The sequence below is a fragment of the Selenomonas sp. FOBRC9 genome, from assembly GCF_000287655.1.
GTDB classification, from domain to species: Bacteria; Bacillota; Negativicutes; order Selenomonadales; family Selenomonadaceae; genus Centipeda; species Centipeda artemidis.
Map to the genome: position 1 here is coordinate 36,483 of NZ_ALJR01000003.1, position 13,587 is coordinate 50,069.

The 13,587-nt window shown below is 57.5% G+C and carries 11 protein-coding genes; 5 read left to right on the forward strand and 6 right to left on the reverse strand.

The window, feature by feature from the left end:
- Window positions 1-50 precede the first annotated feature (50 nt).
- The gene (gene serA, locus HMPREF1147_RS00685) at window positions 51-1,631 is read right to left on the reverse strand and encodes a phosphoglycerate dehydrogenase (RefSeq protein ID WP_037350989.1); all 1,581 of its coding nucleotides are present in this window, start codon (window positions 1,629-1,631) and stop codon (window positions 51-53) included.
- 392 nt (window positions 1,632-2,023) lie between these two features.
- On the opposite strand from serA, the gene HMPREF1147_RS00690 reads away from it, so the two are divergent.
- The 4 genes from HMPREF1147_RS00690 to HMPREF1147_RS00705 are packed head-to-tail and all read left to right on the forward strand — an operon-like array spanning window position 2,024 to window position 7,032.
- On the forward strand, window positions 2,024-2,950 hold the full coding sequence (locus HMPREF1147_RS00690; RefSeq protein WP_037350954.1) for an ABC transporter permease: 927 nt from the start codon (window positions 2,024-2,026) through the stop codon (window positions 2,948-2,950).
- A 4-nt stretch (window positions 2,951-2,954) separates the two neighbouring features.
- Window positions 2,955-3,794 (forward strand): ABC transporter permease, encoded by an 840-nt coding sequence (locus HMPREF1147_RS00695; protein WP_009657271.1) that lies wholly within the window; start codon window positions 2,955-2,957, stop codon window positions 3,792-3,794.
- 49 nt (window positions 3,795-3,843) lie between these two features.
- Complete coding sequence (locus tag HMPREF1147_RS00700; RefSeq protein WP_009349791.1) at window positions 3,844-5,376, forward strand: ABC transporter substrate-binding protein; 1,533 nt, start codon at window positions 3,844-3,846, stop codon at window positions 5,374-5,376.
- Window positions 5,377-5,403: 27 nt separating this feature from the next.
- On the forward strand, window positions 5,404-7,032 hold the full coding sequence (locus HMPREF1147_RS00705) for an ABC transporter ATP-binding protein (protein WP_009657243.1): 1,629 nt from the start codon (window positions 5,404-5,406) through the stop codon (window positions 7,030-7,032).
- Between the two features lie 277 nt (window positions 7,033-7,309).
- Here HMPREF1147_RS00705 and HMPREF1147_RS00710 read toward each other — a convergent pair whose 3' ends face one another.
- From HMPREF1147_RS00710 to hcp, 3 genes are all read right to left on the reverse strand, one after another.
- Entirely contained in the window at window positions 7,310-8,056 is a 747-nt protein-coding gene (locus HMPREF1147_RS00710; protein WP_232208027.1) for a hypothetical protein, read from the reverse strand.
- A gap of 152 nt (window positions 8,057-8,208) precedes the next feature.
- Window positions 8,209-8,976 (reverse strand): hypothetical protein, encoded by a 768-nt coding sequence (locus tag HMPREF1147_RS00715; RefSeq protein ID WP_009657401.1) that lies wholly within the window; start codon window positions 8,974-8,976, stop codon window positions 8,209-8,211.
- Window positions 8,977-9,087: 111 nt separating this feature from the next.
- Window positions 9,088-10,752, reverse strand: a complete 1,665-nt coding sequence (hcp, locus tag HMPREF1147_RS00720) for a hydroxylamine reductase (RefSeq protein ID WP_009439269.1) — start codon at window positions 10,750-10,752, stop codon at window positions 9,088-9,090.
- A 245-nt stretch (window positions 10,753-10,997) separates the two neighbouring features.
- Between hcp and xylA the strand changes: the two genes are divergently transcribed.
- Entirely contained in the window at window positions 10,998-12,326 is a 1,329-nt protein-coding gene (gene xylA / locus HMPREF1147_RS00725) for a xylose isomerase (RefSeq protein WP_009439233.1), read from the forward strand.
- On the opposite strand, the gene HMPREF1147_RS00730 is transcribed toward xylA, so the two are convergent.
- Window positions 12,282-13,304: an AraC family transcriptional regulator gene (locus HMPREF1147_RS00730; protein ID WP_009657391.1), complete on the reverse strand. Its 1,023-nt coding sequence runs from the start codon at window positions 13,302-13,304 to the stop codon at window positions 12,282-12,284. The two genes, xylA and HMPREF1147_RS00730, sit on opposite strands and share 45 nt — an antisense overlap.
- A 63-nt stretch (window positions 13,305-13,367) precedes the next feature.
- Window positions 13,368-13,586, reverse strand: coding sequence for a hypothetical protein (locus HMPREF1147_RS00735; RefSeq protein ID WP_009657349.1), 219 nt, complete (start codon window positions 13,584-13,586; stop codon window positions 13,368-13,370).
- Between the last annotated feature and the right edge of the window lies 1 nt (window position 13,587).

Here is a 13,587-nt window from a genome sequence, read left to right on the forward strand (position 1 = left end):
ATTATGGAAATAGGCTGAAATTCGCCCGGTTCCATATGCAGCTTGCCTTATTAGACCGACTCGAAATTGACCAGTTTTGCATCAAAGATGCCGTCGAGCGCCACAACGCGTGCAAGCGTCTCGTCGGAAATGTCGTGATCCACCGTGAGTACCATGATGTTCGTCCCCGCACGGTCGGACTTACCCACCTGCATGGCGGAAATGTTGACGCCTGCCTCCCCCATGATGGAGCCGATCGTGCCGATGACACCGGGGCGATTGATGTGCGGGCAGATGAGGATGCGCGCATGCGGATCGACATCCACGCGGAAACGGTTGATGCGGACAATGCGCCCCTCTGTGCCGAAGAGGGTTCCCTGCACCTCCGTGACCTTATCCCCCGCCGCGGCGCGCACAGTGATGAGCGTGGAGAAATCGGATGCTTCCTTCTCCTTGACCTCCGTCACCTTGATGCCGCGCGACTTTGCGATGCTCGGGGCGTTGACGTAGTTGATCTCGCTCTCGAGGATGGGATTGAGCATCCCTTTGAGTACCGCCGTCGTGAGAAAGCTCGTATTGACCTCCGTGATCTCGCCGTTGTAGATGACCTCCACACGGGTCACCGCTCCCTCGGCAAGCGAGCACACCGTGCAGCCGAGCCGCTCCGCGAGCGTGATATAGGGGCGGATGACGCGCATGACTTCCTTTGAAACGGGCGCCATGTTGACCGCCGTCGTCACAGGCTCCCCGCGCAGTGCGGTACGGATGCCCTCGGCAACGTCAACGGAGACGCCGATCTGTGCCTCAACCGTTGATGCGCCGAGATGCGGCGTGAGGACGACACCCGGCACACCGCGCAGCGGATGATCCGCCGCCATTGGTTCCTCTTCGAATACGTCGATCGCCGCCCCGGCAACGAGCCCTTCGCGCACTGCCGCAGCGAGATCTGTCTCGTTGATGATGCCGCCGCGCGCACAGTTGACGAGACGCACCCCCTTTTTCATGCGCCGCATTTCCTTCATGGAAATCATGCCGCGCGTCTCCTTCGTGAGCGGCATATGGACAGTGATGAAGTCGGATTTTTCTACAATATCGTCGAGCGAACCGACCGTCACGCCGAGCGCCTTTGCACGCTCTTCGTTGATATAGGGATCGTAGGCGATGACGTTCATGTCAAAGACGAGGGCGCGCTTTGCAACGCCGCTGCCGATGCGTCCCATGCCGATGACGCCGAGCGTCTTGCCGCGCAGCTCGACACCGACATACGCCTTGCGGTTCCACTCCCCCCGCTGCATGGTCTCATCCGCCGCAGGGATATTGCGCGCCATCGAGAGCATCATCGCCATCGTGTGCTCCGTCGCCGCAATCGTATTGCCGCCCGGCGAGTTGATGACGATAATGCCGCGTTCGGTCGCCGCCTTCACATCGATGTTGTCAACGCCGACACCCGCCCTGCCGATGATCTTCAGATTTTCCGCGCGCGCAATCACGTCCGCCGACACCTTCGACGCCGAACGCACCATCAGCGCGTCATAGCCGCCGATGACGTCCAGCAGCTCCTCATGCGAGAGCTTGTCGCGCACATCGACCTCATAATCCCCGAGCAGTGCGATCCCCTCGGGCGAAATCCCGTCGGCAGCCAAAATCTTCATCATCGGTTCCTCCCTGCGGCACATGACCGCACTCTGCTGAATAACATTTCATCAATTATAGACGATAGAAGTAATTTGTCAAATTTTCATCCCTCTCCCCATTGTTGCATTTCTATTTGTTCATATACTGATATTTCGTAGGATCATATGAAAAATTTATCGTAATCACACCGCGCTCTTCGCATCATCTTTTCTATGCCCGCGATAAACATCGCCATCTCCTTGAACACAACATATGAATATATAAGGACTTTCGCATAAAAGCAAAATATTTTGATAAAATTATGCAATCCCATTGACTTTTTTCTAAGAAACATTATATACTATGTATTCATTTATCACATTTATAGGTAAAAGAATGCGAAAAGAACGCGGAGGAGGGATTTGTGCTGATGAAACCACTGCTGCGGAGATGCCTGCAGTTCATTCCCGTCTTTTTTGGCATCACGCTTCTCTCGTTCGGACTGCTCTACATCGCGCCGAGCGATCCCGTGAGCATACGTCTGACGGAGGACGGCACGGCGGCGAATCCGGAGGTCGTCGCGCGGATGCGGACGGAGATGGGGCTCGACGAACCGTTCCTCGTGCAGTACGGCACATGGCTCACGCATTTCGTGCAGGGCGATATGGGCAAATCCTACATCACGGATATTCCGGTCGCAAAGACCTTCTCGTCCGCCCTCCCCTACACGCTGCGCATGGCGGGCATAGCGATGCTGCTCACGCTCCTCGTCTCTCTGCCGCTCGGCATCTCGATCGCGGCGCTCAGGGGCAGCCGCTTCGACTACGGCATACGTCTCTTGACCTTTGTCACAAACGCAATGCCGAATTTCGTCATTGCCATCGTCCTCATGTATATTTTCTCATTCAAACTTGGATTGATCCCGGTACTCGCAACGACAAAGCCCATCGGAATGATCCTGCCGTCGGCAACGCTCGCGATCGTCATGTCCTCGCGCTACATCCGCCAGATTCGCGCGGCGGCGCTCGACGAGCTGGACAAGGACTACATCGTCGGCCTGCGTGCGCGCGGCATCCCCGAGCGGCAGATTCTCTTCGGCAACGTGCTCAAGAACATCATGGTCATTGTGATCACGCTGACGGGCATCTCGGTCGGCTCTCTGCTCGGCGGCACGGTCATTGTAGAAACGATCTTCAACTGGCCGGGCATCGGGCATCTCATCATGACGGCGATCAGCAACCGCGACTATCCTATCGTGCAGGCAACGGTGGTATGGATGGCGCTCGCATTCTTCTTCGTGAATCTTCTCGCCGATCTCTCCTACCGCTATTTCAATCCGAAAATCAAGGATCTATAACACCATGCGCATATCAATGATAGAACATCTGCCGCCGGCATTCCGCATCAGCGCGCTCGTCTGTGCGCTCATTCTCTTCGCCGCCCTCTTCGCGGGGCAGCTCGTTCCCTACGATCCGTACGAAACGAATCCGCAGCTCATCCTCGCGCCGCCCTCGGGAGAGCATCTCCTCGGCACGGACAACTACGGCAGGGATATTCTCTCGCGCATCCTCGCGGGCGGGCGCACGTCGATTTTCTCGGCGCTCTTTATCGTGCTCGCCGCCTCTTCGCTCGGCAGTCTCGTCGGACTTCTCGCCGGCTACTATCGCGGGCGGGCGGACGCCCTGCTCATGCGTATCACGGACATTTTTCAGGCGTTCCCCGACATTGTGCTCGCGATTGCGGTGGCGGGCGTCCTCGGCGGCGGGCTCTTCAACGCCGTGCTCGCGCTCGTAGCAACGACGTGGACGCAGTACGCGCGCATTGCGCGCAGCGCAGCGATTGCGGCAAAGGAGGAGACGTACATCCACGCGGCGCGCCTGAGCGGATGCGGCGATATGCGCATCCTCCTCCTGCACATCCTGCCGAACATCGCGGGGACGCTCGTCGTGACCGCCGTACTCCACATCAGCATCATCATGATGGGGCTCGCGGGGCTTTCCTACCTCGGCATCGGTGTCAAGATCCCGGCGGCGGAGTGGGGCGCGATGATCAGCGAGGGACAAAAATATCTCCAGCAGGCGCCGTGGGCGGTACTCGCCCCGAGCGCGGTGATGGTCGCCGTGATGATGGTATTTAACCTGTTCGGCGACCTGCTGCGTGATCTGCTCGATCCCAAAATGCGTGAACGACGCGCCGATTAAGAAAAGCGGCACGTTGAATATATAGTCTCTTTATACACAGGAGGTACACATGAAATTCAATTTCCGTAAAGCGCTGTGTGCGGCTCTGATGGTCGCCCTGCCTGTCTCTCTCGCCGGCTGCGGCGGCTCGGACGCCCCGGCAGCGGGCGGCAAAAAGATCGTCCACGTCGGCGGCACCGTCGCCGTCACGAGCGGCACGATGGATCCTGCGAAGGACTGGAACGGCTGGTATGCCGTGCGCTACGGCGTCGGCGAGACACTGTTCCGTCTGGACAACGAGATGAAGGCACAGCCGTGGCTCGCGGAAAAGGCGGAGAATATCGAACCGACGGTCTGGCGCATCACGCTGAAGGATAACGTCACGTTCTCCAACGGCGAGAAGATGACCGCCGAAAAAGTCATCGAGTCCCTGAAGCGCACCGCCGAGACGAACGACCGCGCGGCATGGCTGAAGGACGCCGTGTTCACGGCGGAGGGCAATGTCCTCACCATCAAGACGAAAGAGTCGTACGCGACGCTCGTCAACGATCTCTGCGATCCGTACGCCGTCATTCTCGACGTCGCGGGAACAAAGGATTTCGACAACGCCCCCATCGGCACGGGGCCCTTTATCCTGACCGCATTTGACTCGGAGAAATCCGCCGTCATGGAAAAGAATGCAACGTACTGGGGCGGCGAGGTGAAGCTCGACGGTCTTGAGTACACGCGCATTGCGGACTTTAACACGCTCGCAACGGCGCTCCAGTCGGGCGAGATCGACGTCGCGCTCGATCTGAGCCCCGAGACGGCGGAGACGATTGCAAAGTCGGACAAGCACACGCTCGTCAAGACACCGCAGTCGCGCACCTACCAGCTCTATTTCAACCTTGAGAAGCTGACCGATCCCGCCGTGCGCGAGGCGATCATGTACGGCGTGGACAAAAAGACCATCGGCGACAACGTGCTCAAGGGCGCGATGACCGCCTCCGGCAGCGCATTCCTCGCCGCAACGCCGTTCGGTGATCCCGCGCTCAAGATCCGCGCATTTGACGCAGAGAAGGCAAAGGCTGTGCTCGCCGCGGCAGGCTACGCGGACAGCGACGGCGACGGCATCGTCGAGAAGAACGGCAAGCCGCTGACGGTGCAGATGGGCGTCTACAAGCGTCTCTTCAACGAGAACATCACGACGGAGATGCAGGCGCAGCTCAAGAAGATCGGCATCAACGTCGAGATCGTCCCGCACGAGAAGGCAAACTATCTGAAACCCGGCGATTTCGAGATGTCCCTCTACTCCGTCGTCACGATGCCGACGGGCGATCCGTACGCCTTCCTGCGCGATACGATGAGCGAGAAGGGCGCGGCAAACTTCAGCCGCTATCACAGCCCTGCGGTACAGGGGATGCTCGCAGAGCTCCCGAATACGTTTGACTTTGACAAGCGTGTCGCACTCGTCAACCGTATTCAACAGCAGGCGATCGACGACGGCGCGATGGACTTCATCGGCTTCAACAATATGCTGACCGGCATCTCGAAGAACGTCACCGGCTTCCTGACCTCGCCGAGCGACTACTATCAGGTGTCGAAAGATCTCGACAAGAAGTAATTTGTAAAGCATCCGGAGGAGCGTATCATGCAGGAACTGCTGAGGATCGAGGGACTTACAGCCGGCTACGGCGGCGTCCCCGTCATCCGGGATGTCCGTCTGACGCTCCGTCCGGGCGAGGTACTCGGCATCGTCGGGGAGAGCGGCAGCGGCAAATCGACCCTGCTCAAGTCCGTCGCACAGGTGCGCGGGCTTGCGGCGGAAATCATCGCGGGCAGCGTACACTTTGCAGAACACGACATGGCGATGATCTCGGCGGCGGATAAACGCCGCCTGCACGGCAAAGAGCTCGCGATGGTATTCCAATACGCGGGCGCGTCCCTCAGTCCCGCGCGGACGATCGGAACGCAGCTCGTCGAGGCGGTGCGCGCCCATGAAAATCGTACCCGCGCCGAGATCCGCGCGCGGGCGGAGGAAGTATTCGGCGGCATGGGCTTTACGGACGTAGGGCGCATCCTCGCCTCCTATCCGTTCGAGCTCTCGGGCGGCATGGCGCAGCGTGCGGCGATCGCACTTGCCGTCATCCTGCGCCCGCAGCTCCTCCTCGCGGACGAGCCGACATCCGCGCTCGACGCGACGATCCAGCTGCAAGTGCTCGACGAGCTCCGCGCGCTGAAGGATCGCACGGGAACGGCGATTCTCCTCATCACGCACAACATCGGCGTCGTGCGGCACATCGCCGACCGCGTCGCCGTGATGTCAAAGGGGCGCATCGTCGAACAGGGCAGTGTGCGCGAGGTATTAGAACATCCGCAGCACGCCTACACGAAATCGCTGCTCGCAGCAGTGCCGAAGATGTATGTGCGGGACGCGTCCGAGACGGACTGCGATCCGTGCCACATGCACGCCGCGCATCCGTCGTCCATACACATTCATGCACATAAGGGCGTTGATGCCGCATCTGATCTGCTTCGTTTCGAAAATGTCTCCATGCATTTCAAAGACGGGGCGGCGCATATACAGGCGGTGGATAACATCTCGTTTTCCCTGCGGCAAAAAGAACTCCTCGGCATCGTCGGAGAGAGCGGCAGCGGGAAATCGACCGTTGCAAAGCTCCTCACGGGACTGCATACGGCGACGGGCGGGCGCATTTTGTTGGGCGGCGCGGACATCACCCGCGCATCGGGCAAAGAGCGGCGCGCACTCTATACGCGTATTCAGATGGTGTTTCAGGATGCGCCCGGCTCGTTCAACCCGCGCCGCACTGTCGGCGCGATGATCGGCGAGACCATCTGCCGCCTGTGCAGTCCCGACGGTCGCCGCACGGAGGAACGCGTCGCAGCTCTCCTCTCCGAGGTGGGACTGCCCGCATCCTACGCACACCGCTACCCGCATGAGATGAGCGGCGGCGAATGCCAGCGTGCCGCGATCGCACGCGCGATGGCGGTACATCCAGACATACTCCTCTGCGACGAGGCGACCTCGGCGCTCGACGTGTCCGTACAGGCAAAGATCGTGTCCCTCCTGCTCCATCTGCAAAAGGAACACGGCATGAGCCTCATCTTTATCTCGCACGATCTTCCGCTCGTGAGTTCCATCGCATCCCGCGTGCTCATCATGCGGGCGGGACGCATCGTCGAGGAGGGATCGGCGAGCGACGTGCTCGTAAATCCCACGGACGACTATACCAAAAATCTCCTGCGCGCGGCGCTCTGACACCCGGCAACATATGATATAAAGACAGCCCCGCATACGATTTCAGCGTATGCGGGGCTGTCTTTATTTTTATGGCATAAATGCAACTCGTTTTTTTAATGAGAAAAATTCTTAAGATATGCACACACGCTAGCATTACCGGATGGTAAATGAAGCGTCAGCGCTGATGCATAGCTAGGAATTGCGGCAAACGCGAGGAAGGCGTAGCCAAAAACCTACGTCGACGAAGCGTTTGCCAAAAATGACGACGCTAGGCGCAGCGATCACGCTTCATGCCTTATCCGCCGACCCAATAAAAAATAATATGCGTCCCATCCTCCGAGATGCCGACGATATTCGCACGCGGATGGCTAAAATCTTCCCCCATCCCCCACACATAAAAGACAAATTTCTCCTTGAGCACACCGACTTCCGCCGGATGCGGCACATAATCGATGAAGAGGTGCTGCCACAGCGGGAGCGCATCAAAGCGCGGCACGACCGCCGTCTCGTCCACGCGCACCTTTGGCACACTGATCAAATCATTGATGCGCGGAATGCGCGTACGCATCTCCGAACGCTCCCGCGCCATTGCCGCATAGGGGCGAATATTCGCCTTCGTATCATGATATGAGAGATATGCCTCATCCTCCCCGGGTCCAAATCCGACACGACTCCAGACCTGCACGTCGTAGGCGGTATCCGGAATCTCCTCCGGGAAAAAATCACGCCGCACATATGTGTAACTGTCCTTCCCATTCGGCGAGAAATCCGGATAGAGAAAAAATCGGATGGCAACCGCCGCAAGCCCCACAACTACCATAAAGAAGGAAAAAACAACACCTAAAAAAGTCTGCCCCCACCCGCCGCATTTCCGCGCAGCAAGATAGACGAGCAGTGTGCATACGGCCATAATGCACGTGATATAGATTGACCCCCATGTATGCAGCAGCAGCGTACAGCAGCTGCCGAGCGCAAGGAGCAAAGCGGGCGCATTGAATGCGCGCAAATCTTCGAAAATGACGCGCAATCCCGGCTTCACCACAGATAAACACTTTTTCAAAAACATCACACAACAATTCCTTACACATTTCTCTCTCCGCTATCATACCACAAATATTAAATCTAAAAAAGTGTTTGTTAAGAAAAGTATATGAAATAAATATCCGAGGCTTCATATTTTTCTGCGCACACACATCATGGCCCGACCAAATAAAAGATGATATGCGTGCTGTCCTCAGAGACACCAACTATGCTTCCCTTCGGATGGTTCCAACTCTCGTTCGTATCCCAAATATAAAAGACAAACGGTTCGTCTAAGCTCTCAATTTTGACGGGATGCGGCACATAGTCGAGAAAAAACCGTGCCCATGGATCTTCAAGAAACCTTGGATCTATGCATGTCTCATCAACCGTTATCTTTGGCACTCGTATTCCTTCGTTGATATAGGGCGACCGCGACTGTTTCTGCGCCCGCTCCCGTGCCATCTCCGCATAGGGCGCGATATGCTCGGGCGCATCGCGATAGGATAGATACGCCTCGTTCCACCCCTGGCCAAATCCTGAGATACTGTAAACCTGCACATCGTATGCTGTCTCCGGGATTTCACTCGGAAAAAAGTCCCCTATCAACACATGCTTGTAATTTTCCGCGCCGTTCGGCGGAAAATCCAAATCAATAAAAAGCGCTGTCATAAGGGTGAAAAAAGAAGCTGCTCCCATAAACATGATAAATCCGCTCCCCAAAAAGACCTGCATCCAGAAGTCGAATCTGCGCGATAGGAGATAGAATAAAATCGTGCAAAACAGCATTATTCCGCCGATATAGGAGCTAAATAGAGAGAGAAACGCCGCACATCCCAGCCCCAGTAAAAAGACTATGACAGGTAAACTGAATGTACGTATCTCTGTCCAAAACACACGGAACACTGTTCCTGTTTTCTTTACAATCTTTTCAGCAGTCATGGGGTTCTCCTGTCCTATATTTTAACAGCATTATCATATCACAAAATATACCATACATAAAAGCGCCTGCCGCAATCGGGCAGACGCTTTATCTATACACAGCGTATTTAATTACACAGCTTCGGCACGGACTTCTTCTTCGACTTCGATGCCGAACATTGCCATATCGTCCTCGACGTTCGTGATGCCGCCGATGCCGAAGTTCTCGACGAGCACCTTCGCCACGTTCGGCGAGAGGAATGCAGGGAGCGTGGGGCCGAGGTGGATGTTCTTCACGCCGAGGTGGAGCAGGGCGAGGAGAACGATGACGGCCTTCTGCTCATACCACGCGATGTTGTATGCGATCGGCAGTTTGTTGACATCGTCGAGCCCAAAGACTTCCTTGAGCTTGAGCGCGATGAGTGCGAGCGAGTAGGAGTCGTTGCACTGTCCGGCATCGAGCACGCGGGGAATGCCGCCGATGTCGCCGAGATCCTTCTTGATGTACTTATACTTCGCACAGCCCGCCGTGAGGATGACCGTATCGTGCGGCAGACGCTCTGCGAACTCACCGTAGTATTCGCGCGACTTCATGCGCCCGTCACAGCCCGCCATGACAACGAACTTCTTGATCGCGCCTGTCTTGACCGCCTCGACGACCTTGTCCGCGACGGCAAAGACCTGCTCGTGCGCGAATCCGCCGACGATCTCGCCCGTCTCCAGCTCCGTCGGAGGCGCGCATTTCTTCGCGCATTCAATGACGGGTGTAAAGTCCTTATCGCCGTTCACAAGCGGGATGTGCGTGCAGCCCTCGACACCGACCGCAGCCGTTGTGAAGAGACGCCCTTTGTAGCTGTCCTTCGGCGGAACGACGCAGTTCGTCGTCATGAGGATCGCGCCGTTGAACTTCTCGAACTCCTCTTTCTGCTGCCACCACGCGTTGCCGTAGTTGCCGACGAGGTTGTCGTACTGCTTGAATTTCGGATAGTAATGCGCGGGGATCATCTCGCCGTGCGTGTAGACGTCGACGCCCGTGCCCTTCGTCTGCTCGAGAAGGCGCTCGAGATCCTTGAGGTCATGCCCGGAGATGAGGATGCCCGGACGGTTGCGGACGCCGAGCTTCACCTTCGAAATCTCGGGGTTGCCGTACGAACTCGTATTTGCCGTATCGAGGAGCGCCATGCCGGCGACGCCCCACTTGCCCGTCTCGAGAACGAGCGCCGTCAGTGCACTGCCGTCGAGCGAGTCGTCGAGGAGCTGTGCAAGCGCGCGCTGCGAGAACGCGTCGATCTCCTCGTTCTCAAAGCCGAGCGCATTCGCGTGCTCCACATAGGCGGCGAGCCCCTTGAGCCCGTAAGTCGTCAGCTCGCGCAGGCTGCGGACATCCTCGTTCTTGGTCGCGAGAATGCCGACCGTCTTTGCCTTTGCCGCGAAATCCGCACGCGCCGCCGTCCAGTGCGCCGCCTCAGGGAGGCTCGACGCATCGCCGAGCTGCGCAAGCAGCTCCGCCTTGAGCACGAGCGACTCTTCGACGGCATCCTTAATTGCCTCGAGATCAAAATTCGCATTTGTGATCGTGATGAAGAGGTTCATCGTCACGCGGTGGTTCGTCTCCACCGAGACCGGCTTGCCCGCAGCGCGCAGCGCCGTCGTCACCGCACCGAGCCCCTTCGTCACGTAGACGAGGAGATCCTGCATCTCCGCAACGTCCGGCTTCTTTCCGCAGACGCCCTGCACCGTGCAGCCCTTGCCGCCCGCCGTCTCCTGGCACTGATAACAAAACATTTTAGCATCCATAACAAAATCTCCTTTGCCTAATACACAATTCTTGATGCGATTATAGCAAAGGTAATATTGTGAAGGATGTAACATATGTTACTCGCTAATAATCAATAGAAATTCTCATTTTTATGCCGAGACAGCAAACTAATCGTCTTTGACAGCCGATTTATGCAGGAAATTTTCCGGCAGAATCACTATAATAACGTTATATACCGCAAAGATGCGGCACACATCTCAGGAAACAGAAAAGGAGCAGGATCATGAGCGAATTTTTCCCAAATATCCCTCACATCAAATACGAGGGCAGAGACAGTAAAAACCGTCTGGCGTTCAAATACTATGATCCGCAGCGCGTGATCCTCGGCAAGACGATGGAGGAGCATCTCACGTTTGCGATGGCGTGGTGGCACAATCTCTGCGCCGTTGGCGTGGATATGTTCGGCGCGGGTACGGCGGACAAGACGTTCGGCGCACAGCCCGGCACGATGGCGCACGCAAAGGCAAAAGTCGATGCGGGCATCGAGTTCATGCAGAAACTCGGCATCAAGTATTACTGCTTCCACGACGCTGATATTGTCCCCGAGGATCCGACCGACATCAATGAGACGAACCGCCGTCTCGACGAGCTGACCGACTACCTCCTCGAAAAGACCAAAGGCACCGGCATCCGGTGCCTCTGGGCGACCGCCAACATGTTCAGCAACGCGCGCTTCATGAACGGCGCGGGCAGCAGCAACTCGGCGGATGTCTTCTGTTTTGCTGCGGCACAGGCGAAAAAGGGTATTGAGCTCGCGGTGAAACTCGGCGCACGCGGCTACGTTTTCTGGGGCGGACGCGAGGGCTATGAGACCCTGCTCAACACGGATATGGCGCTCGAGCAGGACAATGTGGCGCAGCTCTTCCGCATGAGCCGCGACTACGGGCGCAGCATTGGGTTCAAAGGCGATTTCTACATCGAACCGAAACCGAAAGAGCCGATGAAGCATCAGTATGATTTCGACGCGGCGACCGCCATCGGCTTCCTGCAAAAGCACGGGCTGGACGGCGATTTCAAGATGAACATTGAGGCGAACCACGCGACGCTTGCGGGACATACCTTCCAGCACGAGCTGCGCGTCTGCGCGGTGAACGGCATGATGGGTTCGGTCGACGCGAACCAGGGCGACATGCTGCTCGGCTGGGACACGGATCAGTTCCCCTCCAACGTCTATGACACGACGCTCGCGATGTACGAAATTCTCAAAGCGGGCGGTCTGCGCGGCGGGCTCAACTTCGACGCGAAGAACCGCCGTCCGAGCAACACGCCGGAGGATATGTTCACCGCCTTCATCATCGGCATGGATTCGTTCGCGCTCGGTCTCATCAAGGCGGCGGCGCTCATCGAGGACGGGCGCATCGACGCCTTTGTCAAGGAGCGCTATGCGAGCTACGAAACGGGCATCGGCGCAAAAATAAAGAGCGGCACGGCAACGCTCGAAGAATGCGCCGCACATGCCGCAGCTTTGAAAGCCCCCGCCGATCCCGGTTCCGGCGGGCAGGAATACCTAGAGGGCGTCGTGAACAACATACTGTTCGGCTCCGCGGGCTAACGCCGCCGTGAAGCGTACGCACGGCGCAGGACGGCGCGTCTGTGCCCTCGTCGCACAGTAAGCGCCGAGCAGCCGCAGGCTGTCCGCCGCCGAAAAAATTTTCTCAGAACACACCGCTGAAGCGGGTCTCCGATTGCAGGAGACCCGCTTTTTTTTACGGTATGCCGTCGGCGTACAGCCCAGCTCTTCGTGGAACAATTTCGTCAGATAGCGTACGTCGGAAAATCCGCAGCAAAGACTGATGTCGAGAATGCTCCGCCGTGTCTCCGCCACGAGCCGCCGCGCGTGCGTGAACCGCTTTTTTCGTAAATAGTCCTGAAACGACATGCCGAGCACCTCCTTAAAGAGATGCGAGAGATACGTCAGCGACAGATGTTCGCGGCGCGCGATCTCCCCGAGCAGGAGCTTGCGCGTATAATTCTTTTCGATGTAGTCGAGCACGGCAAGCATCCGGTCTGCCCGCTCCCTGCGCGGTACTTCTTCCGAAGTATCGAGAAACGACCACGGCAGATTCGTATTGAGAAGATAATAGATCTGCCCTACGCAGGAAAGACACCGGAACTCGTAGCTTTCCCTGCGTGCAAAAAAAACCATGCCAAGCTGCATGAGGAGCGCGGAAAGCTCCTCGCTCCTGCGCGGCATCGCCGCACGCAGAGAAATACCGCAGTCGTAGCGGATATTCTTTGCACCGCTGAAAATACGCTCGACGAGCCGCGCGGAAATCTGCGCGATGAGGAGCACGCTGCCCCCCTCCTCCGCGGAGGTAAAGCAATGCGCCTCGAGCGGATTGACGAGATAGAGATCGCCGCGGCGGAGCGTACGCCGCGCTCCGCCGCGCTCAAGCACTATGCCGCCGTCCAGCACAAGTCCGAGTTCCATATCGGGATGCAGATGCGTGGCATGCTCCTGCATCCGAACGAGAAAGACGTTCAGATCGCTGAGTTGTTCATAGGAAATTACTTCGTATTCACCGGACATAGTTCCCCTCCTTCCCGGCGAGACTCCGCATATGTGTGCAACAGTCTTTCGCATCGGTGGAAATCATCGGTGCGGCGCGAAGGGCGTGTTATCGAAGCCGCGAAACGTCTCCCCCGCAGGGGCGGCGCGGCGCCGCACAATCATATAGGCAGCGATGTGTTGAAAAGCCGCAGCGGTTTTCAGCGGCGCAGGTTCTATGCGATATTCGGGAACCGCGCGCGACGTTTCGTGCAGCGGCAAGAAATATGCCCGAGCGCCGCTCATACATTTCTTCAAATCCACC